This is a genomic window from Mucilaginibacter sp. A3364, from assembly GCF_059690715.1.
Genome location: NZ_JCAWED010000001.1, coordinates 2,156,252 through 2,181,699, shown reverse-complemented (window position 1 = coordinate 2,181,699; position 25,448 = coordinate 2,156,252). Strand labels below are relative to the sequence as shown.

Genomic DNA, 25,448 nt, shown 5'->3' with positions numbered 1-25,448 from the left:
AAACGTTTAAATTGTAATATGAGAAGAGCGTTATTTTGTGTGATGATAGCGATGTTGGGTTTAACGACATCTTGTAAAAAAGATAAAAAGAACCCGGATAACAATGGAGGGGATGATGGTTCGCAACCAACAAAAGATGGGTCGGCGCTTGATCTGATGCGCGATTCGGTTTACCTGTATGCCAAGCAAACTTATTATTGGTACGATGCGCTGCCAACTTACGGCACTTTTAAACCGCGTAGTATCTCGGCGGGCGATGACCTGAGCGCCTTACAAAAAGAAGTTAACGCTATATCGCAATACAAGATCAATCCTGATACGCAAAAGCCTTTTGAATATTACACACCCAACCCGGGCGAGGCTAAGTACTCGTTTATTGATGTAGCCGGTGTTGCTTCAAAGCTAAATGCTACACAAGGCGATTTTGGTTTTGCACCTGTTTATAATGATATCAACGACCTGAGGGTAAAATATGTGTACGCGGGTTCGCCGGCAGATAAGGCTGGTATAAAGCGTGGCGACAGGATAACGGTTATTAACGGTAACAGCAACCTCTCGTTTGACGGTTCATCGGGACCGCACACTAACTTTGTAATTAATGCCTATACCAATAGCAGCACCATCACCATGACCGTGGTAAAGGCTGATGCTTCAAGCTCAAGCATTACTTTAAACATTGCTAATTATAGCATAAACCCGGTTATTACCTATAAAGTATTAACTACAGCCAATAGCCGCAAGGTTGGCTATATTGTATTTAACAGCTTTACCAGCGATGCTATTGCTGATGGCCCGTTGGATGCAGCCTTTAACTATTTTGCCAATAATAGCGTTACCGACCTGGTAGTTGATTTTAGGTATAACGGTGGTGGCTACGTAAGCACTGCCGAACACCTGTGTAACCTCATAGTGCCGGCCACAAAAACAGGTACTTTAATGTACAATACCTATTTTAATGACATTTTAACAAGCGGGAAAGGTACTATACTGGCTAACCAGGTGCGGGTAAACCCCAATACCGGTAAGCCTTATAACTACAGCCAGATCGATTTTTCGGTGGCGGGTAACGCGGTTAATTTCTCTAAAATCGGGTCGCTTAATGTAAGCAGGGTATTTTTTATTGTGAGTGGTAACACTGCATCGGCCAGCGAGTTGGTTATTAATAACGTTAAAGCGGCTATGAGCGATGTTAAAATTATTGGTACAACTACTTTTGGCAAGCCGGTAGGTTTTTTTGATATCAAGATCAATAAGTACGAGATGTATATCCCGCAGTTTGAAACAAAAAATGCGCTTGGACAAGGTGGTTATTATGCCGGTATGACGCCCGGCTCGGCCGCTTACCCCGGCAAAAATGACGTGGATGATGCCACAAAAGATTTTGGTGATGCTAATGAGCGTTTATTAAAGTACGCGCTTAATTATGTAAACCTTGGCACATTCGAGTCAAACTCGCCACAAATACAATCAACAGCCAAAAGCACTTTTACAGCCGAACAAGCCAACGAAGCAGCAAAAAGTTTAGTTGACAGCAAATACAGTGGTTTATTTTATGATAAGCCTGTAAAGCTTAAAAATTAATAGTTGACGGCTTAGCTAGTCGGCCAACTCTCGCAGATCTACCGGGACGACACGCGAAATTCCCTGTTCAACCATTGTCACACCATATATAATATCGGTGCTGGCAATGGTTCGTTTGTTATGTGACACGATGATGAACTGCGATTGTGATGAAAACTTACGGATAATGTTATTAAACTTATCAATATTGGTATCATCCAGCGGCGCGTCAACCTCATCAAAAATACAGAACGGCGCGGGCTTTAACAGGTAAAGCGAGAACAGGATAGCCGTAGCCGTCAATGTTTTCTCACCGCCCGATAATTGGTTTATCGATAGCGGACGTTTTCCTTTCGGCTTCGCGATAATGTCAATGTCTGATTCCAATGGGCGATCAGGCTCGGTCAGGATCAGGTCGCATGAATCCTGCTCATTAAACAGCGAACGGAATACCGTAATAAAGTTTTCGCGCACTAAAGTAAAGGCGGTCATGAACTTTTCTTTAGCGGTATCATCAATTTCCTGAATAGTGGCCAGCAGGGAAGCCTTAGCTTCACCCAGGTCTTTCTTTTGATTCTGGATGAAGGTATAACGCTCGTTCATCTCGTTATAGGCCTCAACCGCCATTGGATTGATCGCACCAAAATCATCCAGTTGATTTTTTAATTTTTCGGTGCGTTCTTTTAGCTGATCTTCATTCTCGCCTTCGGGAACTTCGTTTTCGGCAAGCTCCTGTATATCTATATTAAATTCAACCGAAAGACGTTCTTTCAGCGCGTTAAGCTCAATACGCAGGTTATTACGCTCATCCTTCAGCTCGTTTTCAATCGTTTCGCTATTCTCTTTTTTGCGGCGCAGGGCGCTTATATTATCCTCTACTTCGGTAATGGCACCGCGGAGTTTATAGTAATCCTGTTCGGCTTCCTGGGTGGCTTTTTCCAGTTCTTCTTTCTGGCTGTACATTTCCAGCAGGCTATCGTCAGATGTGTCTGACATTTGCAGGTTTTCCTGTATAGCTTTCTTTACACCTTCCAGTTCGCCTGCATTTTGCTTAATTCGGGTTTCCAGGTTTTCTTGCTGGCTGTCGCGATAGTCCAAATCTTTTTGCAAGCCTGATACCTTGTTTTGTTGCTGATGGAAACGGATATTTTCCTGGTTATAAGCGTTAGATCGTACGGTAAGCATCTCGTTGATCTCGGCAAAAGCGATTTGCTTATCTTGCAATAACTCGCTTTGTATCTGCTTGCGCTCTTTAAGCTCCAGCACCAACGGCTGCAGGTTGGCCATTTCTTCCTTAATGCCAGCTATCTTTTTGGCAATATCATCCTTGCGGTTAAGGCTGTTCTCAATAAAGGTTTCGTATTGCTCCTGGCGGGTTTTAACGGTGATCAACTCGGTATTTAAGCGATTCAGCTCGTCCTGTGTTTGTTTGATCTCGGCAGCTTTACCGGCAGCTTTTAGTTCAACCGATTTTGACTGCAGACTGTTGGAGCGGGTTTTCAGCTCAAACAGCTCCACTTCTAGTTTCTTGATCTCCTTAGCCAGGTTCTCCAAATTTTTGGCGCGGCCGATCCTCTTTCCCTCAAATAAACCTACCGAACCACCGGCCATGGTATACCTGGTTTTATTGAATTTTCCGCTTTGCGCTATTAAAACCAAACCTTCGCTGATATTATTGCTGCTTAACTCGCTTTCGTCATTTACCAGGTAAACGTTTTTAAGCAGGTGATTACAAAGCGGCTGATACTTTTTATCAACCTCAACAACGCTTAATGCCGGTATGCGGTTACTGCTGCCTTCATCCTTAAAGCCGAAACCCTGTACTTCCTCCACAAAATTGCTCAGGATAAAAAACTGAGCACGGCCACGGGCGGCGTTACTTAGTAAATTAATGGCTTTAACCGCGTCGTCATACGTATCAACCACATAGTGGTTCATTAACGGCTCCAGGTAGTTCTCAATGGCCACGCGGTATTGTTCGCGGCAGAAAAGCACATCGCTAAACAGCGGCGCGTTTTTGGCCCAGTCGTTACTGTTTTTCAGGAAACGGATAGACTCCGGGAAACCTTCCAGATTATCCACCAAACTTTTGGTCAGGTTGTATTCGTTTTGTTTGGCGTCAAGTTTACGGCTCTCGGTAATGATGGTTTCTTTAACCTTGCCGGCTTCGGTATCAATGGTCGTTATTTCTTCCTGTAGTTTGGTTTCCAACTCTACGGCTGTGTTGTAAGCGTTCTCTACTGTGGAAGTACGTTCCTGCAAGTCTGCCACTACTTCGTTAAAATGGGATAGCTCCACCTTTTTGTTGGTAGCATCTTCCATATTACGCTGGCTTTCCTGCTCCAGCGCCTGCTCTTGTATTTGCAGTATGTCTATATCCTTTTCGGCCTTGTAGGCCTGATTCTGCAGGTTATTGGTAGTGGTGTTTAACTCGTTCAGTTCGTCGCGCGCGCTGGTTTGTTCTAAGCGCAGTTCATCAACGGCTACTTTGAGGTCTGCTACTTTGGTTGATAGCGCATCCAGGTTTTCTTCTTCCTGAATTTTCTCTTCCGATAAACGCTTAATGTTATACAAAACGTGGTTCAGCTGATTGCGGTCGCGTTCCAGTTCGTCGTTCAGGCGTTTCTCTTTATCTTGCTGAAACTTAAGTTGCTCGTTCTTTATTTTTTTCTCGCTTTCGTAAGCGCGTATCTTGCTTACAAACTCGTTGGTTGCTTTTTGTTGGATAGACAGGTTTTTTTCCCGTGTAACACTATCCAGTTTTTGCTGCTGTAAACCGGCTTCCAGCTTATCCATCTGGGTAATAATGCCTGCTTTCTCTTCGCGTTGCTTTAACTCTAAGCCTTCTATCCGCGATAGCGAATCGCCGAAAGCAGCCAGCTTAAACGAAGCCAGTTTGATGCTCAGCGTTTTATATTCCTCTTTAATGCGGTAGTAGCGCTCGGTTTTACGGGCCTGGTTCTCCAGCATCTTCAGGTTTTTCTGGATCTCGTGCAGCAAATCTTCCACGCGCTCCAGATCGGCCTCGGTATCGCGCAGTTTATTAAAGGTTTGTTTTTTGCGAAGCTTATATTTGGAGATGCCAGATGCTTCCTCAAACAAATTACGGCGCGAGCCTTCCTTGTTGGATATGATCTCTTCGATCATCCGCAGCTCGATAATAGCGTACGAGTCAGAGCCTACACCGGTATCCAAAAACAGGTCGGTAATATCTTTTAAACGGCATTGTACATCATTCAGGCGGTATTCGCTATCGCCGCTACGGTACAGTTTTCGCGTTAGCGTAACCTGCGAATAATCAGTAGGGAGGATGTTTTTAGTATTGTCAAACGTTAACGAAACCTCGGCAAGGTTGGCGGGCTTACGGCTTTTGGTACCGTTGAAGATAACGTTGTCCATTTTCTCCGAACGCAGCATCCGGGTGCTTTGCTCACCCAGTACCCAGCGTATGGCATCAACAACGTTTGATTTTCCGCAGCCGTTAGGACCCACAATAGCGGTAACACCCTCATTAAAATTAATGGTGATCTTATCGCCAAAGCTCTTAAAACCTTTGATCTCTAATTTGGTAAGCTGCATCTATTCTTTATCCGTCCCTGTGTAAATTCGGGGCTTCAAAATAAGGATTTTAAGGTAAAAGGCGAAAGGTTAATGTTTAAAAATAAATGCCCCATTCGGAGCATTTATTTTTAAAAACTTGAAGTTGGCGTAAACACCCGTTGCTCTGTCTACTTCAATTGACTAAACAAATCCTCGTTAGCAATATAAAGAGAGTGATACTTATCAAATATTTGTTTGTAAGCTGATGGAATGCCAGTTGCGTATTTGTATGTAAATACACAGTCCATACCACTTTGATAGTAAAAGTGCGTGTACACAATGGCTCCACCAAATTGTTTAGTTATGGCGTTGCTAATAAACGGATAGCTATGATTCTTAATGTTAGGATTGATAATTATTTTTGTGAATAATATTGTATCCGCGGTTTTGTTATCATTAAAAGATATTTTTTTAGTAGCCATTATTATAAAACACTTTTGTCCGTTAAAGACGGTATCGGAAACCTTTGAATAATCGCCGGGTTGATAGGCATTGTTGAAGAAAAAAGGCTCTAAAGAAATTGGATACCCCAAACTTTTTGACTTATTGGTATATGTTTTAATATTCTCCCGCGTAACTTGCGAATCTACATTAAATTTCATTCCCCGCAGTTTTAAATAATCCGTTAAATAGTAATACTGTAGTTTTTCGAAAGGCGCTTCTGTGGTAGTAATACCAGTAGTATGATTGGTTGCCCCTCTAAAAGTCAATATTTTTGTAGGCTCCAAAACAAAGGAATTTCTAACTAATAATGTGTCCGCAAGTTTAAAATTAGCTTCACCTTTATGGGCCGTAAAATCAAAAGCTATAGTTGCGTCTATCTTCTCCTTATCTGTGAAATTTTGAGAATAGCTACTTAGCGCTAACGAAGCTAAAAATGATAAAATAAGGATTTTCAACATACCAATAAATATTAAAGCGGTAACGAATGAGTATACCCATTACTATACGTGCGGCCAACAGGTACACCGCCGAGATTCCACGTTTGTTCACACACTATGCTTACATAAACCGAACTGCCAGGTTCCCAAACGTTATACCCGGTTTTAGAGGTTACAGCAAAGTCTCCAATTATATATCCTTCCCGATACACAGACAGGTTTATTGCACGAATCCCTGTGGTAATGTCGCCTTGTACCTTATCAATAGCCCAAATAAACCACAAAAAATATCTGTTTCGGGCAATCAGCCATGGCTGTGATGGTATGCCATTGTAATCATATGGTGGATATTCCTCCAGATAGTCTGACTCCTCCATGATTTCGGCCTCTGTGTATGATTCATTTAAACTTTGAGTAGAAGAGTTATTGCCCATCAAATCGGATTTCTGAGCGAAAGCCGATGATGATGCTACCGCAAATAGACAAACTAAGATAACTTTGAAAAAGTTAGAGGTTCCGGCCAAAAAGCCACAGCGTTCTTTGTGTTTCATGATTTTAATGTTTAGGTTAAACTTTTTGTTGTTTACACAAATCTAAAGTTAAAATCAGCTTAATGTATGGTTTCGTAAAAATTAAATTTTTTGTGGTTTAAGGTTGAATAAATTCGGTAAATGATATTTATTTCTGTAAATTATTCGGAATAGCTGATGGTTTTTCAGGCTGTTAAACTATCTGCTTTCTTTAAATGGTTATTTGGCCCCTCAAATAAGTTACCGCTTTACCACTCATCAATACCCTTTCGCCTTTTAACTCGCACCATAACTCGCCTTTACGGGCGGACAGTTGGTAGGCGTGTAGCTTTGTTTTACCTAATTCTTTTGCCCAATACGGTATCAAATTGCAATGAGCCGAACCGGTAACCGGATCCTCGGGAATACCGGCACCCGGCGCGAAGAAACGTGATACAAAATCAACATCCTTACCCGGTGCGGTTATAATTATGCCTACGGTGTCCATTTTTGATAAAGCATAAAAATCAGGCGCTATCTCCAGCACATCAGCCTCCGACTGGTAAACCACAAAATAATCGCGCGAACGTAATACCGCTACAGGCCGTGAGCCACCCAAGGCTTCAACCAAGCCATTTGGCATTTCAATAGGTATAGGAGGGCGCGAAGGGAAATCAAGCACATACTTATCATCGTCGCGGCTTACGGTTAGCGTGCCTGATTTTACGGTTTCAAAATGAATGGTATCGCCTTGATAGCCCAATTCGGTAAACAATATATGGGCGGTAGCCAGCGTAGCGTGGCCGCAAAGGTCTATTTCATATTCGGGCGTAAACCAACGCAGCAGGTAGCCGTTGTCGGTTTTTACAAAGAAAGCGGTTTCGGCTAAGTTGTTCTCCACAGCAATTTTTTGCATTACCTCGTCAGGTAGCCACTCCGTTAACGGGCAAATAGCCGCCGGGTTGCCACCAAATAGTTGCGATGTAAAGGCATCGGCCTGGTATATAGGAATAGTCATAGGCTTAAAACTGGTTTACTTTGCTAATGTAGCCATAAGTAATTAATTCGTCAACGTGGTTGATGGGTTTAGTGTAACCATTTTCAATCAGGATGATCCGGTCGCTTACATCTAAAACATTGCGGTACTGGTGGTCGGTTACGATGATGCCTTTGGTTTGTTTTACGGTTTCGATGATCTGTTTAAAATGCTCAACTTGTACCGGGGTTATATGGGTGAAGGGTTCGTCCAGTAAAATAAAGTTGGCCCTGCTGTATAGCACCAGCAGCATTTCCAGTTGACGTAATTGACCGCCCGAGAGTTCATCGGCTGTTTTATGCAGATTATGTTTGTAGGTGTCGATAGCGGTAAAGGCTTGCCAATACTGCTCGTCCACTAACATCGGCGCCAGTTTGCCTATGCGTATGTTTTTTGGCAGATAGTTGTGTTGCGGGAGGTAGGCGATCTGGTTTTTATGGTAGCCTTTATGTATAAACACATCATTAATACTTACATGCCTGTATGACGAGCCTAACGAGCCAAAGATTATTTTGAGCAGCGATGATTTGCCGCATCCGTTACGACCGAGCAGACCTACAACTTCGCCTTGTTTACAGTCGATGTAAACGCCTTGTAAAATCTTGCGGTCGTCAAATGCCAGCTGTACGCTATCAACTTTTAGTGTAAGCATACGGTAATGATAAGATAAAGCGTGGAAAATAGGAGCAGGTCAACCAATAAGGCCGCAAGATGAATTCGTCTTGCGCTGTAGCCCGCATTGCGATAATAAAAGTAGCTATCCTTAGCTGTAAAGTAATATAAGCCGGCGGCAGACGCGAACGTCATTACACGGGTAAATAAAATGAAGGATATGGTAATACTACTTGCGGCGAGCGCACCCAGAAAAATAATGACGATTGTACAGGCCAGGTTATATAACCAAATGGATTGATAAAATTGTAGCGCGAGTGTGCTTAGGCGTTTCAATGATTGCGTTGTGATGATATACTAAACAACCGAAACGTTAATTTATTGTGTAGGGAAGCAGGAGAGGAGCAGACAAAAAAAATCCCCCGGCTGTTAACCGGGGGAAGTCAATGTTTTATGTAAGGATTAACCTAAGTAAGATTTCAGAATTTTGCTTCTGCTGGTATGACGTAATCTTTGCAGTGCCTTGTCTTTGATCTGGCGTACACGTTCGCGGGTAAGGTTGAATTTCTCACCTATCTCTTCTAACGAAAGTGGGTGATTGGTACCTAAACCAAAGAACAGTACAATAATCTCGCGCTCGCGCTCGGTTAATGTTGACAATGAGCGTTTGATCTCTTCAGATAATGATTCGTTGATCAATATCGAGTCGGTGTTTGGCTCGGCATTCTCCAATACGTCCAACAAAGTGTTTTCTTCACCTTGAACAAAAGGAGCGTCCATTGATACATGGCGGCCTGAGTTGCTCAGGGTGTCAGATATCTTGTCAACAGTGGTTTCCAGCATGTCGGCAAGTTCTTCGGGCGATGGTTCGCGTTCGTACTCTTGCTCCAGTTTTGAGAAAGCTTTGCTTATTTTGCTAAGTGAACCTACCTGGTTCAATGGCAGACGTACGATACGAGATTGCTCGGCGATAGCTTGCAGAATAGACTGACGGATCCACCAAACGGCATACGAGATGAATTTGAAACCTTTGGTTTCGTCAAAACGTTTGGCTGCTTTAATCAAACCCAGGTTACCCTCGTTAATCAGATCGCCTAATGTTAAGCCTTGATTTTGGTATTGTTTAGCTACTGATACTACGAAACGTAAGTTGGTTTTGGTTAAGCGCTCCAGGGCTGCTTGATCACCTTCCCTTATTTTTTGTGCTAAAATTACTTCTTCTTCAGCTGTGATTAGGTCTACTTTACCAATTTCGTGAAGATATTTGTCAAGTGATTGTGACTCACGGTTGGTAATGGATTGGGTTATTTTGAGTTGTCTCATCTAGTTATAAACCTCGATTCTTCTATGTTTTAGAATTGAACGTGCAAAAATATGAAAAAGTTTGCCTATTTTATGTATAAAAAAAAAGATTACATATTACTTATATTCAGCTAACAATAGCATGATTTTTGTAGGCGAATTATATCTCATCTAATTTAAAAACGTTATTTACCCTTATTCCTTTTTCGGTTTGCTGTAAAGTACAACACTCATTTACCGGGTCGTGCTCAAAATATAATATGTAATTATTGGTAAGCGCTTCGTGTAAAAAGGTCTTCTTCTCTGCCAAAGTCTGCAACGGAAACATGTCATAGGCCATTACATAGGGCAGGGGCAAATGACCAACTGAAGGCAACAGATCAGCCATATATAATATCTGTTGCTCTTTATAATTGATCAATGGCAGCATCATCGCTTCGGTATGGCCGTGTACAAAACGCACCCGCACATTCTCGGTAAATTTAATATTGTCCACCGCGTCAATCAGTTTTAGTTGCCCGCTTTCTTCTATCGGTAATATATTTTCTTTCAGGAATGAAGCTTTTTCGCGCTCATTAGGATTCACGGCCCAGTTCCAGTGATCCTGGTTGCTCCAGTAGGTGGCGTTTTTAAAGGCGGGAATCAGTTTATCGCCATCGCGGGCAACGGCACCGCCAACGTGGTCAAAGTGCAGGTGGGTTAAAAACACATCGGTAATATCATCCCGGTGAAAGCCCAGTTTTGCCAACGAGCTATCCATTGTAGCATCGCCATGCAAGTAATAGTGACTCAAAAACTTGGCATCCTGTTTATTACCAATGCCGGTATCAACCAATATCAGTCGCCCTTCGTCCTCAATAAGCAGGCAACGCATGGCCCAGGTGCATAGGTTATTTTCATCGGCCGGGTTGGTTTTTTGCCAGATGGATTTGGGTACAACACCAAACATAGCGCCGCCATCCAGTTTAAAAAAGCCCGTGTCAATGGTGTGAAGTTTCATAGGTTTTAGTCAGGAGTCTTTAGTCCAAAGTCGGTAGTCCGATTTTTTGTGAATAAAAAAGCCGATAGCTAAAGTTATAATTAACTTTTGACTATCGGCTAAAGACTTTTGACTAAAATTTACAAGTGTATACACTCGCCGTAAGCTTCGGCTGTTGCCTCCATTATGGCCTCGCTCATGGTAGGGTGAGGGTGTACTGCTCTTAATATTTCGTGGCCGGTTGTTTCCAATTTGCGTGCTACAACAATCTCGGCGATCATCTCGGTAACGTTGTTGCCGATCATGTGCGCGCCCAGGAACTCGCCGTATTTCGCGTCAAATATCACTTTAACAAAACCGTCTTTAGCGCCTGATGCACTGGCCTTACCTGATGCCGAGAACGGGAATTTACCGATCTTCAACTCGTAGCCGGCTTCCTTGGCAGCTTTCTCAGTATAACCTACAGACGCTATCTCGGGGCTGCAATAAGTACAACCCGGGATGTTGTTATAATCCAATGGCTCAGGTTTGTGGCCTGCAATTTTCTCAACACAGATAATGCCTTCGGCAGATGCTACGTGAGCAAGAGCCTGGCCTTTAACAATATCGCCAATGGCATAAACGCCTTCAATGTTGGTTTTGTAGAAGTCATCCACCAATACTTTGCCTTTGTCGGTTTTAACGCCAACTTCTTCCAGGCCAATACCCTCGATGTTGGTTGAAATGCCTACTGCAGAAAGTACTACCTCGGCCTCGATAACCTCGGTGCCCGATGCAGTTTTAATATTTACTTTACAAAGATCGCCGCTGGTATCAACAGATTCAACGTTTGAGCCGGTCAAGATATTGATACCTTGTTTCTTTAAGATACGGCCCAATGCTTTTGATACTTCCTCATCCTCCAAAGGAACCACATTATCCAAATACTCAACCACAGTAACCTGTGTACCTATAGAGTTATAGAAGTAAGCAAACTCAATACCTATAGCGCCCGAACCTACAACCACCAATGATTTTGGTTGTTTAGGCAACATCATAGCCTGGCGGTAGCCGATAACTTTTTTGTTGTCCTGTTTTAGGTTAGGCAACTCGCGCGAGCGGCCGCCGGTAGCTAATATGATGTGTTTAGCGGTAACTTCTTTGGTGCCATCGGTGCCTTTTACTTCAACAACGCCTTTACCTTTAATTTTACCAAAACCGTTTATAACGTCAATTTTGTTTTTCTTCATCAAAAACTGAACGCCTTTGCTCATGCCATCGGCTACGCCACGGCTACGCTTAATTACAGCTTCAAAATCAACTTCGCCGGTTGGCACTTTTATACCATATTCGGCAGCATGATTTATATATTCAAAAACCTGGGCGCTTTTTAATAAAGCCTTGGTTGGTATACAACCCCAGTTAAGGCAAATACCGCCTAATGATTCTTTTTCAACTACTGCGGTTTTTAAACCTAATTGGGAAGCGCGAATTGCGGCTACATAGCCACCCGGGCCCGACCCTATAACAATTACATCGTAGTTCATACTGTTAGATTCTGTTTTGTTTTTATGTTTTGAAAGCCAAAGCTAAGTAAAAGGCCTGAAAGCAGAAAATAGATGCGATTTATTACATCATCATACTATCATAAAATGCCCATAAAGTCTACGTAAAACATAGGTTAACTGTGGGTTAATAAATTATAAAATGGTACCATTTTTACACACCAAAGGTTTGATTTTTATGATTAATGCAATATGTATGTTAAATGTTGATAAAAACCTAAAAAATAATTGAATTTATTAATGTTAACTTAACATTAAGACAGGGGATTACATTTATATTTGCACTGCAATTTTTTAGTTAATTTAAAACATTTAAAAAAACAAAGTATGAGGAACTTTTTACAAAGATGTTCTGTGTTATTTTTTTCAATGCTTTTACTATCAACGGTAACCTTTGCTCAAACGCAGGTTAAAGGCCGTATAGTAGATGCTGCAACCAAAGAGCCGCTAATTGGCGCTACCGTTGCTATTAAAGGTACATCACAGGCAAGTGCCGTTAATCTTGACGGTTCGTTCAAGATCAATGCTTCAACCAGTGGCAGCGCCGTATTGGTAGCTACTTACATTGGTTACAAAACACAGGAAATTACCATTACCCGTGCCGATCTGGGCACCATTAGTTTAGAGCCTGTTTCAGGTTCGCTAAAAGAGGTAAGTATATCAGCCAGCTTAAATTCAGTAGCTGTTGATAGAAAAACCCCTATCGCTGTTTCAAGCGTTGGCCAGGTATTTATCGAAGAGAAAATTGGTAACCAAGAGTTTCCTGAGGTACTAAAATCTGTTCCGGGTGTAATGGTTACCAAGCAAGGTGGTGGTTTTGGCGATTCGCGTTTAAGCATCCGTGGTTTTAAGCAAGCCAACGTTGCGGTTTTAATTAACGGTGTGCCAATTAACGATATGGAGAACGGTGCTGTATTTTGGTCAAACTGGTCTGCTTTGGGCGATGTTACTTCGGTAGTACAGGCACAACGTGGTTTAGGTGCATCAAAAGTTGCTGTGCCTTCATTAGGTGGTACTATTAATACAGTTACCCGTACAACTGATGCTGTTAAAGGCGGTTCGGTTGCACAATCAATCGGTAGCGATGGTTATTTAAAAACTGCTATCAACTTATCAACCGGTTTAAATGAAAAAGGCTGGGCTTTCTCGGCTTTAGCAGCTAAAACCGAAGGTAACGGTAACGCGGACGGTTTGCAGTTTGTTGGTTATAACTATTTCTTTAACGCTTCTAAAGTTATAAACGCAAACCATACCTTATCATTAACTTTAATTGGTGCGCAGCAAACTCACGGTCAGCGTTCAACCAAAAATTCTATCGAGTCTTATCGTCTGGCTCCGCAAGGAATTAAATACAACTCGGATTGGGGTTACAGAAACGGCCAGTTTTTAACACTGCGTAATAACTTCTACACCAAACCAATTATATCATTAAACCATAACTGGACGATAAACGAAACTTCAAGTTTATCAACAGTATTATACGCATCAAAAGGTACCGGTGGCGGTGGTTCATCAAACCTTGCACCTGCAGCCGCGCCTAGAACAGGTGATGCTTACTCGCCAATTGATTTTGATGCTATCCAGGATGCTAACGTAGCAAACCCTGACGGTTCGGCAATTAACTACTTACGTGCTGCACGTAACGACCACGAGTGGTATGGTGCTATCAGTACTTACAAAAAGAAACTAACTCCTGAAATTGACCTGTTAGCTGGTATCGACTTCCGTTACTACATCGGTCGTCACTTTACCGAAGTTACCGACTTGTTAGGTGCTAAATACCTAATTGATAACAGAGTTAGCGTTGGTAACGGTGATATCAACAACCCTGTAAAAAATGCCAGGGTAGGTGATAAAATTATTTACAATAACGATAGTAACGTTGCCTGGGAAGGTGGTTTCTTACAAGCAGAATATTCAAAAGATAATCTGACCGGTTTTATATCAGTTGCGGGTTCAAACACTTCATACAAAAGGATAGACCATTTCAACTATCTTGATAGTGACCCAATGCAAACTACGCCGTTTAAACATTACTTTGGCTACCAGGCTAAAGGTGGTGCTAACTACAACCTGGATGATCACCATAACGTTTTTGCTAACGTAGGTTACTTAACCAAAGCGCCGTTTTTTAACACTGCTTACTTAAATAACACCAACGTGTTAAACCCGGTAGCTAAAAACGAAAAATTATTAAGCTATGAATTGGGTTACGGTTACCGCAGTGCAATATTCAGCGCTAACGTTAACTTATACAGAACAAGCTACAGAGACAGATCAACCGCTCCAAGATCACAACCTGATCCTGTTACCGGCCAGCAATTGTATGCTAACATTAACGGCATAAATGAGTTGCACCAGGGTGTTGAGTTTGACTTTAAATTGCGTCCTGTTAAAGACGTAACCTTATCAGGCCAGCTTTCTATAGGCGATTGGTATTACACTAACAGCGTAGGCCCGGTACAAGTACTTACCGAAACTAACCAACCTGTAGGTGGTGCTACTTATTATAACCTAAAAGGTTTGAAAGTTGGCGACCAGGCACAAACTACCGGTGGTTTAAACTTAGATGTTAACGTTAGCTCTGACCTGAAAATTGGTGGTAACTGGAACTACTATACTAACTACTACGCCGATTTTGCTTACACCAGCGTATCAAATAGCAGTGCTACTGCGCAGCCACTTAACACCTGGAAAATGCCGTCATACCACTTATTTGATTTAAATGCTGTGTTTAAATTCAAATTTGCCGGCTTAAACGCGTCATTGATAGGTAACATGAACAACGTGTTCAATACTAATTACATTGCAGACGCGTTAGATGCTGCCAACTCAGGAAAAGCTGCTAACAACGTTGTTTTCTACGGTATCGGCAGAACGATCACTACTACTTTGAGAGTTAAATTTTAATTGAAAATATTAAGAGTATGAAAAAAATTATTTATTTATTATCCTGCGTAGCTGTCGCATTATCGTTTGCCGGCTGTAACCCTATGGATAACACCTATAAAGAATTAGGTGATTTGCCAAAACCGGCATTAGCTGTTAATTTAACTTTAGCGGCTGCTGATTACAATTTATTGCCAACCACAGATTACGCTAAAACGGCGCAATACTTCAAAACCCTGGATGATGCTAAAGCCAGCATCCCGACAATTTTGGCTAAAAAGTACACTAATTATAATGAAGGATCGACAGTTACAGTAACCTACGGTACTCAACCTGTTGCTGTTAAACCGGTTGACTCATTGTATGCAAATATTGCTTACACTTTTCAACCTGCCGATTACGCATTAATCAACCCGGCGTTTACTAACTTAAGCGCTGCCCAAATGATCACTGCTTTAGGTTTGAAATATCCTGGTACGACCGAAAACAGGTTAGCTGTAATTACTTTTAACTTTTTTGACCAGGGTGCATCAAGCATTCAAACGCACTCATACCTGTACATGGGTGGTGCCTGGGTTAGAATATACCACATCACTGCAGCCCAATACACCGCCTTAGGTAAAGGTGGTAACAACAATAACTTTGTTGCTGCTGATGCTCCGCTTATTCCAAGCTATGTAAATACGCTTTTAAAAGCAGATCCGTCAGTTTCTGTTACTGCAAAAGCAGGCGATGTTAAATACGTTAGCTACCGTTATTTTGCAGGTGGTTCGGCTCCTAACAACTTTGAGCGTATTGTTGTGTTAACTTACAACGGTACCGATTGGACTACCAAGCCTGCTGCTGCTACCCCGCTTATTTTTGCAAAAACCAACGGCGTTTGGGTACCTGATAATACAGTACGTTATACTTTGGTTAAAGCCGACTATAACTTTATAGCCGCTATACCTAACATAGGTAGCGCTGCTGCTATGGCTAACCTTGCTTCATTTGGTAACTTCAACATCCAGGGTGGTACAACTACCTGGACTGATGCCCAGATAACCGAAGGTATATCACAGCTGTTAAAAAACAAATATGTAACCGGCCTTCCAAACCAAAAGTTTGTAATGACCTATGCTGCTTATAACGGTGCTAATATTACACCTACAAAAACTTACGTATACAACGGTACTGCTTTTGTAATTGCTCCGTAATTATAAAAGTGATATCATAACAAAAAACCCGCTTCCAATTTGAAGCGGGTTTTTTTATGGCGTAAAAAAGGCTTCGTTTGATCCTGCCGAAGCATTTCGTATGAGCAGCGTCTCTCGGATATAGTACCCTGCGATCAGGGGGCAAGCACGCGCAGGTCCCTATTCAGGAGACTCTGCTGAGAGGTCCAAAAAAAAGGCCGCTTTAAAATGAAGCGGCCTTTTTTAATTATAGCGTATTTCTTTTAGTTATATACAAACTCACCAAATTCTGATCTTACAGTCACCTGCTTTTTATCAGCCGCTTCGACACGACCGATAATCTGTGCGTCAACATTAAAGCTTTTTGATATGCTGATAATGTCCTGAGCAATTTCTTGGGGCACATAAAGCTCCATACGGTGACCCATGTTAAACACCTTATACATTTCCTGCCAATCTGTTTTTGATTCCTCGTGTATCAGCTTAAACAGCGGTGGGATAGGGAACAGGTTATCTTTAATAATATGCACATTATCTACAAAGTGCAGCACCTTGGTTTGCGCGCCGCCGCTGCAATGTACCATGCCATCAATCTGACTGCGGTATTTATCCAGTATTTGTTTAATAATAGGGGCGTAGGTACGCGTAGCGGAAAGTACCAGCTTGCCGGCATCAATGCTTTGCCCGTTGCCAATATCTATTTTATCAGTTAATGATCTCGATCCCGAAAAGATCAACTCATGCGGTATAGCGCCATCATGGCTTTCAGGATATTTTTGAGCGATGGTTTTATTAAACACATCATGACGGGCAGAGGTCAATCCGTTTGAACCCATGCCGCCGTTGTATTCGCTCTCGTATGTAGCTTGTCCGTATGATGCAAGGCCCACAATAACGTTGCCTGCTTTAATGCGATGGTTAGATATTACATCTTCACGCTTCATGCGGCAGGTAACGGTCGAGTCGACAATAATAGTACGCACCAAATCGCCAACATCGGCAGTTTCGCCACCGGTACTGTAAATGCCTATACCGGCTTCGCGCAGTTCGGCCAAGATTTCTTCGGTACCGTTGATGATAGCTGCAATAACTTCGCCCGGTATCAGGTTTTTATTACGTCCTATGGTTGATGATAACAGGATATTGTCAACAGCGCCTACACAAAGCAAATCGTCCAAATTCATGATGATCGCATCCTGCGCAATGCCGCGCCAAACAGAAATATCGCCGGTTTCTTTCCAGTAAGTATAGGCTAATGACGATTTGGTACCCGCGCCATCGGCATGCATAATATTGCAGTAAGCTTCGTCGTTGGTTAATATATCGGGCACTATTTTGCAAAACGCCTGTGGGAAAATACCCTTGTCAATATTTTTGATAGCGTTGTGTACGTCGTCTTTAGAGGCCGATACGCCTCTTTGGTCATAGCGTTGCGATGAGATCATTTGGCAAATATACAGCTTAAAAATAGTTTTAATAAGCTAAGTGTTTACTTTTGTACTTCCTATGCAAATACCCATACTATTTAAACGGCCCGCTGTGAGGGCACGCCGTCAATTTAAAACCGTGTATGATCGCGTTAGCGATCATGATTTGAAAAAGAACATGCTGCAGGCTATCCCATTCTGGGTGGCATCAGTAATAACCGGCCTGATAGCGGTGATTTATGCCCGTTTGTTTTTAATGGCCGAAGAAGTTACCGCTATGGTGTTTGAGCACCATGCCTGGATGATATTCATTGTAACGCCAACCTGTTTTATTATATCGTGGTGGATGGTGCAAAAGTTTGCGCCGTACGCCCGGGGCAGCGGTATACCACAGGTAATTGCTGCTTTAGAAATAACCAACCCACGCAATGACGGCGTGGTTGCAAAACTGCTAAGCCTGCGTATCATCGTAGTAAAAATATTATCGAGCCTGGTAATGGCTATGGGTGGAGGTGTAATTGGCCGGGAAGGGCCTACCATACAGATAGCGGCCTCGGTTTTTCGTAAAGTAAACAGTTATTTGCCCGAGTGGTGGCCAAAAGTAGCCAAAACCAACATGATCATTACTGGCGCGGCAGCGGGCCTTGCAGCGGCTTTTAATACGCCCTTAGGCGGTATTGTGTTTGCTATAGAGGAATTGACCAAAACGCATTTTAGTTACTTCAAAACAGCTATATTTTCGTCGGTTATCATAGCAGGTTTAACCGCGCAGGGTATATTGGGGCCATACCTGTATTTGGGATATCCTAAAATAGGTGCCATGTCGCCGTTTATAGTTGGCGGCGTTATTTTGGTTGCACTGATAGCGGGTTTGCTGGGAAGCGCGATGGCCAAAATTATACTGATTATTATGCGCCGCAAAGCTAAACTAAAACTTACCTGGAAAAACGTGGTATACATCTTAGGCTGTGCTTTCGCTTTAGCGTCATTAGCGTATTTTGTAGATAAAAACACCATGGGTTCGGGCAAAAATATCATGGAAACGGCCCTGTTCACCTCCAATAAATATGGCGTTTGGTACATGCCGATATTACGAATTATTGGCCCGATGTTATCGTTTACAACAGGTGCCGCGGGCGGTATATTTGCACCGGCGCTAACAGCGGGTGCAAGTATAGGTTCGATGGTTGCAGGCTGGTTCAGTTTGTCAGACAGTAATGCTAATTTGCTTGTACTATCGGGCATGGTAGGCTTGCTAACTGGCGTAACGCGCTCGCCATTTACGTCAGCTATTTTGGTGCTGGAGATGACCGACCGCCACAACGTAATATTTTACCTGATACTGGCGGGCATGGTATCAAGCCTGGTATCTATTTTGATTGATAAGCATTCGTTTTACGACCACCTGAAAGATCAATACATCCGTGACCTAGCAGAAGATGATACGAAGGAAAAAGTGGCCGCGAAGGACTAGATCCGATCAAAAATACTGGTACAAAAAATGGCGCTACAAAAAATAGCGCCATTTTTTATGTATTTGGTAATGAGTGCTGTAGCGCGCTACACCAGGTGTAGCAGTGTAGCGCGCTACGCATACGGCGCTACACTGCGCCTCAATTGCATGGGTGTAATAAGGGTTATTGTATGCCCCAATTCTCGTTTGGCTTTGCGCCCATTTCCAAAATTAACGAGCCGCCTTTCAGCAGTTCAGAAGCCGGGAATTTGAACGAGTTTAATGCCTTACCATTAAGGGTGGCCTTCTGCACGTACATATTCTCGCGAGATGCGCCCTTAGCCTCGATCAAAAACTTTTTACCGCGGCCATAACGCTGGCCCAGGTCGATCTCGATTTTCTGGTAAAGCGGGCTGCCTATTTCATAAACAGGGTTAGCAGCGGTGCCACCATCGGTTTGGAAAAGGCCCATAGCCACCATTACCAGCCAGGCACTCATCTGTCCCTGATCCTCGTCGCCCAAATAGGCATCGGCCACGCCATAACCGTAATAACGTTCCATGATGCTTCGGCTCCATTTTTGCGTTGACCAAGGTTTACCCGCCCAGTTAAACAAAAACGCGAAGTGCATGGATTGCTGGTTACCCTGTACCACCGGGTAGTTCCAGTATTGGTCGTTCATACCATTATAGCGCCACGGGTCGCTCTGCTTAAAGCCCCATTCAAGGCGATCAATGAACTTTTGTTTACCCACCAGTTTAACCAGTGCGGGCACGTCCTGCGGGGTAAAGAAAGTTAGTTGCCAGGCATTGCCTTCCACGTAGTGGTGATTGGCCCCGCTCTTGAACGGATCAAAATCTTTAACCCACTCGCCGCTGCTCAGTTTCATATGCGAGTAGCCGGCGGTGTCAATAACGTTCTTCCACCAGTACCCGCGGTCGTTAAATTTGTTATATATATCAGTTTTACCCAATGATTTGGCTAGTTGGGCGACCGTCCAGTCATCAAAAGAATATTCCATTGAGTTTGAAAAACGTCCCTTGTCCGATGGTACGTAATGGTATTTTTCGTAGGCCACCAAATCGTCATTACCCACAAATCCTTTGAAGAGTTTTTGGGCCGGAGTGGTTTGCATTTTTACCGCGGCCTCCAATGCTTTATTGGCATCAAAACCGGTAATGCCCATTTGATGAGCCGAAACCAAAAGCGGCGTCTCATGCTCGGCTACCATTACGGGGATGTAGTTCATGCCCGCCGGGCCTTTGGCCAGCCAGCCATTGGCATCGTACATAGCCAGCTGCGAGTTAACCCAGCGCTTGCTCCACTCGGGGGTTACCAGATTCCAAAACTGGTTAAGGTTCCAGAAGGTATTCCAAAAAGCGTCGCAGCCCAAGGCCACGTCGTCCTTGTCTTTAAATTGGTTTACCTTGTCGTCCGTTCCGCGCCATTGGCCGTTAACGTCGCTCCAGGTGTTGCGGCTGGCAACCGAGCGGTACATGGCATTGTAAAAGCGTTGTTTTTCTAAACGGTTGGTCGAGGTTATCTTTACGCGGTTGAAAATATCGTTCCAAACGTTTAACTGGTTTTGCTTGATCGCATCGTAACTCCAGCCAAATTTGTCTGTGATCTCAGTTTTTAGGTTTAGCTCGGCATTTGCCAAACTCACCACAGATATGCCCGAACGGATCTGTACCACCGGATTGGTTTTAGTATCAAAGTGCAACCAAACACCGGCGTCTTTAATATCTTTTACGTTGTAAGTGTTACCGGTCAAAGTCTTGCCATCTGCCCAACCGCCAATAGCTTTTATAGGCTGGTCAACCTCAATTACAAAGTAAAGTTTGTAATCCTGATCTGCTTGGGTGCTCCACACGCCTTTTGAGAATTGGTGCGCGTAACCTTCAATGCGTTTGTTGCTTACTTTGGTTACGTTGATCTCTTTCAGCACGTAATTGTATTCGGTAGGGATGTGCAGGTCAACCAGTACGCGCGAACTGTCCCTGTCTTTAGGGAAGGTAAAGCGTTCAAATCCGCAACGTGTAGTGGCGGTTACTTCTGCTTTAATGTTATAGTCAGTCAGCTTAACTTTATATTCGCCAATAGGGGCTTCCTCGCTGCGTTTATCAATCCGCGAGCGGTAACCTGAACCGGGTTTCAATTCATCACCCACATTGGTTTTTAAATGGCCGTTGGTGGCCATAATGCCTAAACCTCCCATTGTCCACTCGTGGATATGACTAAAGGTGCCCACGGTTTCAAAAGACGGTTCGTAGCCAGCCTGCCAGCCGGCGTTTTGATTATCCGGACTCATTTTTACCATGCTAAACGGCATCCATGGGCCAGGCGCTATCATCCAGCGGGAGTGGGCAGTACCCATGCGGGTATCCACATAGTTGGCCAGAGTTTGTAGCTTCTGCGGCGAACGTTTTATAGTACCTGCATAAACCACCTTACCATCAGACAAAACCTGGTAGCGGCTCTGCTTTGCAGTCGCGACAGCGGGCATTGGGGCTTCAAATTCGTAAGAGCCTTTTTCCAGTCGCTCTTCAAATATTTTAGTGCCATCTAGCGTTACGCTCAGCCTTGGTGTGCCATTTAAATGGCGGGTGTTGATCAGTAATGGCTGCGAACGTTTTGTTCCTTCCTGTAGTTCATACTTTGCAGGTGTAACATCATCAACATAAAACTGACCAGATTTTTGCAATACTGTATTTGCCGGGCCAAGCAGTTTTACATCATCAAACGTTATCCACGAACCTTGTAGTACCGTAATATGCACCCTGTTGCCGCCTTGCTTAATAACATTGGCGTTAACCGGTATCTCAATTGTTTTAGGGGTAGCCGATGTTTTATCGCCTTTTAAAGCTACTGAGTCAACCGTAGCCTCATTAAGGCGGGGGTGAGGTTGTTTGTTAACATCATACCCATCGGCACTTAGCTGAAAATATTGATCCTGTCCGTTGATGCTTACTTTTACGTATGGCAAAAACTTTTTGGCGTAATTGGCTAAATGGATAACCAGTTTATAGCCTTTGCTGGCTGCCTGGCTTTTTACATCAAACAATATATTAATATGGTTGGTACGCCAACCGGCTGTACCCCAGGTGCCGCCCCAGGTATCAACTGGACCGGGTAGCACGTAAGGGAAATTCTGTTTTTCTTTAGAAGCTCCCACCAGGAAAAATCTATCCTCATAGCCAAAATCATGCTCAATAAACTTCCTGAACTGATCGGGTGCCAACGCGAACTCGTCGCTCGAATTATTTTGCTGACCCACGGCCCAGATAGTTTTTTGGCCCGTTTGCGCGAAGGTTGTTGTAGTAAGTGCACTGATGATGCACAGCGTTAAAAACGTTCTTTTCATTATTTATAATTTAACGGTAGACATCGAGGGTGGGGCATCAGCCGGTTTGCTGCCCCAGTTTTTATTTGGTTTTGGCCCCATTATTAGTTTCAGGCTGCCGCCGTCAACCAATTCGGAGTGGTAAAACCATGGTTTGTTAAGCGGCTTGCCATCCAGCGTAGCTGATTGTATGTACCGGTTGATGTTTGATACATTTTTAGCTTCGATGGTGAAGGTTTTGCCTTTGTAATATTTGTTATCCAAATGTATGGTAGCTTTTGGGAAAAGCGGACTGCCAATTTCATAAATAGGCTTAGCCGCCGCGCCGCCATCAACCTCAAACAGGCCCATGGCGCTCATGGTGAACCAGCCACCCATCTGGCCCTCGTCCTCGTCGCCGGGCCAGCCGTTGTAAGGGTTATCGCCATAAAACTTGTTCATGATCTCGCGCGCCCAGTGTTGTGTTAACCAAGGCTTGCCCGAATAATTAAACAGGTAAGCCGCCTGCATATTAGGCTGGTTACCGTGGTTAATATAAACGTCTTCCATACGGTCGCCAATGGCATTAAAGCTAAGTTTTGACGATTGGTTGAAACCAAACTCCAGGCGTTTATTAAACTCATCGGCACCCATTAAGCTAACAATTTTATTTACGTCGTGCGGCACAAAGAAAGTGTATTGCCAGGCATTACCCTCGGTATACCCGCCCGGGCTTAGCGGGTCGAATTTCTCCAGCCACTTGCCATCTTTTGATTTGGGGCGCATGTATTTTGTTTCCGGATCGAATATATTCTGGAAGTTATTGGCGCGTTTAGTGAAAGCGTTATAATCATCAGTTTTACCCAGGCTTTTGGCCATTTGCGATACACACCAGTCGTCATAAGCAAATTCAAGCGTGTTAGAAGTACGACCGGTTTGCGGGATGTAACCCAGCTTCATATAAGTATCCAAATCATAATTGCCCGCCAAGCCGCTGCAAGGGTGCTTAATGCCATTGGTAGTTTGCTGATGGATCATAGCCTCGTACGCCTGCTTAACATCAAAATTGCGGATACCTTTTTGGTAAGCGCTGGTGATAAGCGAGATCTCGTGCGATGCTTCCATAATGCCCGAGTATTCCATACCAGCCGGTCCGCGTGCTAACCAGCCGCCGGTTTTGTACATTTCTAACTGCGATTTAACCCATTTGTTAGCAATGTCCGGTGTTACCAGTGTCCATACCTGGTTCAGGTTCCAGAAGGTGTTCCAAAAGGCATCGCAACCGAATACTGGTGAGTTTGGATCCGCCAGTTGTTGCACGTTTTCGCATACGTCAACATATTTACCGTTTACGTCGCTCAAAATGCTGCGGGCGCTAAACGCGCGGTACATGTTGGTGTAGAATTTTTTCTTGTTCACTTCGGTACCGCCTTCAACAGTAATTTTGCCCAGGAGGTTGTTCCAGGTATCGCGGGCGTTTTTTCGAGCCGCTTCAAAGTTCCACTTAAACGGACTTAGTTCCGTATTCAGGTTTAAGCGGGCCTGCTCAATACTTACATATGATATAGCTGTTTGCAGCATGATCACTTCACCCTCTTTGGTGTCAAAATCAACGTAGCCACCTATATCATCCTTACCCTCAATAGTAGTTATGTTTTTGCTGATGACTTTTCCCTTCCAGCCACCGAAGTTTTTGAAAGGCTTATTGAAACGTGCCACAAAATGCACGGTATAGTCGTTCCATCCGCCCAGCTTCATCCAGTTACCGCTTTGTTGTTTAGAGTAACCTTCAATCTCGGTATCGCTAACGCGGGTAACTTTAGCGTCCAATACCGAAAAAGGATATTCGGCCGGGAAGAGCAGGTTAAACATCACGTGCGCGTCTTTACTTTCGGGGAAAGTTAATTTAAAAAATCCCCCACGGGTAGTGCTGGTTATTTCGGCTTTGATGTTATAGTTGATCAGGTCGGCGGCATAATAGCCGGGACTAGCCTTCTCGGTTTGTTTGTTAATGCGCGACCGATGACCCGCGGTTTCGCCCGTAGTACTTGGTGCATCGGGGGCATGTATTGCCGGGTTTAGCATGCCGGTTGTTGGCATTACCGACAGTCCGGCCATTGTCCAGGCATGAATATGGCTGAAACCTGAAATACTCTCTAGTGTATACTCATAGCCCGCTTTCCAATCGGTGCCCTGGTTATCCGGACTTAGTTGCACCATGCCAAAAGGCATTGAAGCACCGGGATTCAACATCCAGCGCGATTCGGATGTACCAACCATAGGGTCGGCATAATCAACCGGTTGCTTTTTTTGTTGTGCCGATAGCATTCCGGGAATTGCCAGCATCAACAACAATACCAGCAGTTGGGTAACTTTTGGCTGAAATTTACGCATGAAGTTTAGTTTTTAGCAGATGTGTTTATATTGGTAATATCAAATTACAGCGCCAATATCGGAAATTTATTTTAAACTAAGTTGTAATGTTTGTACATATAGATTAATTGCTTTAATAACAGGCCGCTAACGAATGTTATTCTTTTGAAATTAGGTTTTTTATCAAGCACAAATAAAGACACGATAAAACGAGTGTTAAATGTGTAAGCGATAATAATGGCATATAACCTAAATTTTTCTTTGGCAGCTATAAAATTTGTCGGAAATTTGCGGGCATGACGGATTTGAATGAGTATGAATGCGAAATGCTCGACACAGTGCTGGAAGCTTTTGGTGTTCCGGATAGCCTTACGCGTAATCAGTTAATGCAGTTGTTTGATGGCGATGAGGCGACTGCCTTTGCCATGGTACAGGCGCTGTCTCGCGAGGGCCTGGTTGCCGAGGCAGGTAAGCCAGACAACTTTGAGCTGCCCGACAAACTTATTTTGAAACCAAAAGGTGAAAAGTTTTTAAAGGAAGGTGGCTTTACCAAACGTTTCCAGTTGGAACAGCAAAAGCCCATGCAGGTAGGGGGCACACTTGCCAAACTTCAGCAACAGAATATGCGCTTACAGAACGAGAAGCTGGCGCTGAAAACCGACCTGGATAATGCCGAGCAGCAAATTAGTAAAACCCGCCTGTTGCAATATGTTTACTGGATACTGATTGCAGTCGCATTTTTCTTGGGCATGTTTTTTACACGTATGTTTAAATAGGCTGCGCTGG

General features: G+C 43.6%; 16 protein-coding genes. 5 read left to right on the top strand and 11 right to left on the bottom strand.

The window, feature by feature from the left end:
• The first annotated feature begins 18 nt into the window (after positions 1-18).
• Positions 19-1,581, top strand: a complete 1,563-nt coding sequence (locus AC59JT_RS09690) for a S41 family peptidase (RefSeq protein ID WP_497398198.1) — start codon at positions 19-21, stop codon at positions 1,579-1,581.
• Positions 1,582-1,596: 15 nt separating this feature from the next.
• On the opposite strand, the gene smc is transcribed toward AC59JT_RS09690, so the two are convergent.
• The 8 genes from smc to lpdA form a co-directional block, all read right to left on the bottom strand.
• Positions 1,597-5,139: a chromosome segregation protein SMC gene (gene smc, locus AC59JT_RS09685; protein WP_497398196.1), complete on the bottom strand. Its 3,543-nt coding sequence runs from the start codon at positions 5,137-5,139 to the stop codon at positions 1,597-1,599.
• Between the two features lie 149 nt (positions 5,140-5,288).
• Positions 5,289-6,062 (bottom strand): hypothetical protein, encoded by a 774-nt coding sequence (locus AC59JT_RS09680; protein ID WP_497398194.1) that lies wholly within the window; start codon positions 6,060-6,062, stop codon positions 5,289-5,291.
• Positions 6,063-6,073: 11 nt separating this feature from the next.
• On the bottom strand, positions 6,074-6,592 hold the full coding sequence (locus AC59JT_RS09675) for a hypothetical protein (protein ID WP_497398192.1): 519 nt from the start codon (positions 6,590-6,592) through the stop codon (positions 6,074-6,076).
• 190 nt (positions 6,593-6,782) lie between these two features.
• Positions 6,783-7,568, bottom strand: a complete 786-nt coding sequence (locus AC59JT_RS09670; protein ID WP_497398190.1) for a PhzF family phenazine biosynthesis protein — start codon at positions 7,566-7,568, stop codon at positions 6,783-6,785.
• 4 nt (positions 7,569-7,572) lie between these two features.
• Positions 7,573-8,238 (bottom strand): ATP-binding cassette domain-containing protein, encoded by a 666-nt coding sequence (locus tag AC59JT_RS09665; RefSeq protein WP_497398188.1) that lies wholly within the window; start codon positions 8,236-8,238, stop codon positions 7,573-7,575.
• 422 nt (positions 8,239-8,660) lie between these two features.
• Entirely contained in the window at positions 8,661-9,521 is an 861-nt protein-coding gene (locus AC59JT_RS09660) for a sigma-70 family RNA polymerase sigma factor (RefSeq protein WP_100341901.1), read from the bottom strand.
• Positions 9,522-9,660: 139 nt separating this feature from the next.
• Positions 9,661-10,500 carry an MBL fold metallo-hydrolase gene (locus AC59JT_RS09655; RefSeq protein ID WP_497398186.1) on the bottom strand — a complete coding sequence of 280 codons (840 nt, stop codon included), beginning with the start codon at positions 10,498-10,500 and terminating at the stop codon, positions 9,661-9,663.
• 119 nt (positions 10,501-10,619) lie between these two features.
• The gene (gene lpdA, locus AC59JT_RS09650; RefSeq protein ID WP_497398184.1) at positions 10,620-12,005 is read right to left on the bottom strand and encodes a dihydrolipoyl dehydrogenase; all 1,386 of its coding nucleotides are present in this window, start codon (positions 12,003-12,005) and stop codon (positions 10,620-10,622) included.
• A gap of 387 nt (positions 12,006-12,392) precedes the next feature.
• Here lpdA and AC59JT_RS09645 point away from each other — a divergent pair, with 387 nt between their 5' ends.
• A complete protein-coding gene (locus AC59JT_RS09645) occupies positions 12,393-14,933 on the top strand; it encodes a TonB-dependent receptor (protein ID WP_497398182.1) in 2,541 nt (846 codons plus the stop codon).
• Between the two features lie 17 nt (positions 14,934-14,950).
• Positions 14,951-16,108, top strand: coding sequence for a hypothetical protein (locus AC59JT_RS09640; protein ID WP_497398180.1), 1,158 nt, complete (start codon positions 14,951-14,953; stop codon positions 16,106-16,108).
• Between the two features lie 242 nt (positions 16,109-16,350).
• Here the strand turns inward: AC59JT_RS09640 and AC59JT_RS09635 are convergent, their stop codons facing one another.
• Positions 16,351-17,532, bottom strand: a complete 1,182-nt coding sequence (locus AC59JT_RS09635) for an AIR synthase related protein (RefSeq protein WP_497398178.1) — start codon at positions 17,530-17,532, stop codon at positions 16,351-16,353.
• 94 nt (positions 17,533-17,626) lie between these two features.
• On the opposite strand from AC59JT_RS09635, the gene AC59JT_RS09630 reads away from it, so the two are divergent.
• Complete coding sequence (locus tag AC59JT_RS09630; RefSeq protein WP_497398176.1) at positions 17,627-18,988, top strand: chloride channel protein; 1,362 nt, start codon at positions 17,627-17,629, stop codon at positions 18,986-18,988.
• A 163-nt stretch (positions 18,989-19,151) separates the two neighbouring features.
• On the opposite strand, the gene AC59JT_RS09625 is transcribed toward AC59JT_RS09630, so the two are convergent.
• Both AC59JT_RS09625 and AC59JT_RS09620 read right to left on the bottom strand, forming a co-directional pair.
• Complete coding sequence (locus AC59JT_RS09625) at positions 19,152-22,331, bottom strand: GH92 family glycosyl hydrolase (RefSeq protein ID WP_497398174.1); 3,180 nt, start codon at positions 22,329-22,331, stop codon at positions 19,152-19,154.
• A 3-nt stretch (positions 22,332-22,334) separates the two neighbouring features.
• Positions 22,335-24,683 carry a GH92 family glycosyl hydrolase gene (locus AC59JT_RS09620; protein WP_497398172.1) on the bottom strand — a complete coding sequence of 783 codons (2,349 nt, stop codon included), beginning with the start codon at positions 24,681-24,683 and terminating at the stop codon, positions 22,335-22,337.
• Positions 24,684-24,958: 275 nt separating this feature from the next.
• On the opposite strand from AC59JT_RS09620, the gene AC59JT_RS09615 reads away from it, so the two are divergent.
• The gene (locus AC59JT_RS09615) at positions 24,959-25,438 is read left to right on the top strand and encodes a hypothetical protein (protein ID WP_497398170.1); all 480 of its coding nucleotides are present in this window, start codon (positions 24,959-24,961) and stop codon (positions 25,436-25,438) included.
• Positions 25,439-25,448: the final 10 nt, after the last annotated feature.

What these genes read in the sequence shown, in the direction of transcription:
- AC59JT_RS09655 (WP_497398186.1), bottom strand. Translation starts at nt 10,500, where the DNA reads ATGAAACTTCACACCATTGACACGGGCTTTTTTAAACTGGATGGCGGC.
- smc (WP_497398196.1), bottom strand. Translation starts at nt 5,139, where the DNA reads ATGCAGCTTACCAAATTAGAGATCAAAGGTTTTAAGAGCTTTGGCGAT.
- AC59JT_RS09675 (WP_497398192.1), bottom strand. Translation starts at nt 6,592, where the DNA reads ATGAAACACAAAGAACGCTGTGGCTTTTTGGCCGGAACCTCTAACTTT.
- lpdA (WP_497398184.1), bottom strand. Translation starts at nt 12,005, where the DNA reads ATGAACTACGATGTAATTGTTATAGGGTCGGGCCCGGGTGGCTATGTA.
- AC59JT_RS09635 (WP_497398178.1), bottom strand. Translation starts at nt 17,532, where the DNA reads ATGATCTCATCGCAACGCTATGACCAAAGAGGCGTATCGGCCTCTAAA.
- AC59JT_RS09625 (WP_497398174.1), bottom strand. Translation starts at nt 22,331, where the DNA reads ATGAAAAGAACGTTTTTAACGCTGTGCATCATCAGTGCACTTACTACA.
- AC59JT_RS09640 (WP_497398180.1), top strand. Translation starts at nt 14,951, where the DNA reads ATGAAAAAAATTATTTATTTATTATCCTGCGTAGCTGTCGCATTATCG.
- AC59JT_RS09665 (WP_497398188.1), bottom strand. Translation starts at nt 8,238, where the DNA reads ATGCTTACACTAAAAGTTGATAGCGTACAGCTGGCATTTGACGACCGC.
- AC59JT_RS09670 (WP_497398190.1), bottom strand. Translation starts at nt 7,568, where the DNA reads ATGACTATTCCTATATACCAGGCCGATGCCTTTACATCGCAACTATTT.
- AC59JT_RS09620 (WP_497398172.1), bottom strand. Translation starts at nt 24,683, where the DNA reads ATGCGTAAATTTCAGCCAAAAGTTACCCAACTGCTGGTATTGTTGTTG.
- AC59JT_RS09615 (WP_497398170.1), top strand. Translation starts at nt 24,959, where the DNA reads ATGACGGATTTGAATGAGTATGAATGCGAAATGCTCGACACAGTGCTG.
- AC59JT_RS09660 (WP_100341901.1), bottom strand. Translation starts at nt 9,521, where the DNA reads ATGAGACAACTCAAAATAACCCAATCCATTACCAACCGTGAGTCACAA.
- AC59JT_RS09680 (WP_497398194.1), bottom strand. Translation starts at nt 6,062, where the DNA reads ATGTTGAAAATCCTTATTTTATCATTTTTAGCTTCGTTAGCGCTAAGT.
- AC59JT_RS09690 (WP_497398198.1), top strand. Translation starts at nt 19, where the DNA reads ATGAGAAGAGCGTTATTTTGTGTGATGATAGCGATGTTGGGTTTAACG.
- AC59JT_RS09645 (WP_497398182.1), top strand. Translation starts at nt 12,393, where the DNA reads ATGCTTTTACTATCAACGGTAACCTTTGCTCAAACGCAGGTTAAAGGC.